This window comes from Peribacillus sp. NPDC056705 (genome assembly GCF_043656335.1).
Window position 1 is genome coordinate 1 of record NZ_JBHTYI010000202.1, and the last position, 1,337, is coordinate 1,337.

Here is a 1,337-nt window from a genome sequence, read left to right on the forward strand (position 1 = left end):
TTCACGCGTTCCACCGCTTCATTCACCTGCGGATGCTGAATAGGACAGCCGCTAATATCAACGATGGTATGACTGTCTGCTTCATATAGTCCAGCAATGACCTCGTGGCCTTTGCGCTTCAATTGCAGCTGCGCCTTATTGCGGTAATCCCACGGATGTTCCATCCCGAGAACCGGCTTGAACTTGATGTCGTCCCGTCCCGCGTATCGGCTGAACGCCTCACGCACTATATCCGTCTTGGCCTGTAATTGGCCTTCGTACGAAATGTGCTGAATCTGGCAGCCGCCGCAGATACCGAACACCGGGCAGGGCGGTTCAATCCGGTAACGCGAGCGCTTCTCCACTTCCAGCAGCCGTGCCTTGATGAACTTGGCCTGGACCTCCTTCACCTCAGCTTTGACCACCTCATCGGTGATCGCTCCATCGATGAACACCGCCTTGCGGCGGTAATAGCCGACGCCCTCTCCGTTGATGCCCAGTCGTTTGATCGTGACGACGATAACGTCACCTGCTTGAAGCTCGTCGGCGTTCTCCCGCTTGGAGGAGGTACGTGCTACTTGCTTGTCCCATGTATGTTTAGCCGAAGCCTTGGAATGAGGCTGCGACGATTTCTTATATCCTGTGTTCTTACCGTATGCCGTTCTAGATTTAGGCTTCGTTCCTTCACCGGAACGCCGTTGTTCGCTCATGTTATTAACGACTCCATCCATAAAAAGTATCGTGTTCAATATACCATGACCGAACCGTGAATGCGAACAACTTAGCCAGCAGCAGCATGCGAGAATAAACCCGCATCCAGCTCACGATCCAAACCGTGAAACCAGAGACGGGTTCATTCCATCTTATTGTCATAGAGTTGAGGTGTTGGTCACACGATCATTAAAAGATCTGCCGGTTCTGTTCGTCACTGATGCCTGACTTTCGGAAGAAATACGTATTAATGATGTCCCTCCATTCTTTCGAATGGTCAGCTTGATGAAGAAGCCGCTTTAAGACAGTATCATAACGATCCGGCCCCACCAATCCTTCCAGTTGAATCCAGCGCTCCGCAAGGGACTCCGCCCCCACCACACCTTCAAAGTGGGAATCGTAAATATGCTGAATAACGGTTTTACCTGATTTCAGCTGATGCGTATAAGGCACATGGTGGAAGAAGAGTAGGAGATCGTCCGGACAGGTGTCCAGCGATTCATAACGTGCCGCATTCTCCGGGAAGTACTGGCCTGTGTAGCCCGTACCGTCCTTGAGTGTACGATTGACTCCCATCCCGTGCAGGTCGGCAAAATGATACGTGCCCCACACCGAATACTCATAACCGTCCACGTTCGGTCCGTAAT

General features: G+C 51.8%; 1 protein-coding gene and 1 pseudogene. Both read right to left on the reverse strand.

Annotated features, from left to right (window positions below; translation table 11 throughout):
* Positions 1-689, reverse strand: a 689-nt coding sequence (locus ACFRAK_RS28910) for a class I SAM-dependent RNA methyltransferase (protein WP_394573184.1), incomplete at its 3' end; no start/stop codon positions are given.
* A 190-nt stretch (positions 690-879) separates the two neighbouring features.
* Positions 880-1,337 (reverse strand): annotated as a pseudogene (locus ACFRAK_RS28915) (alpha-glucuronidase); the annotation flags it as partial.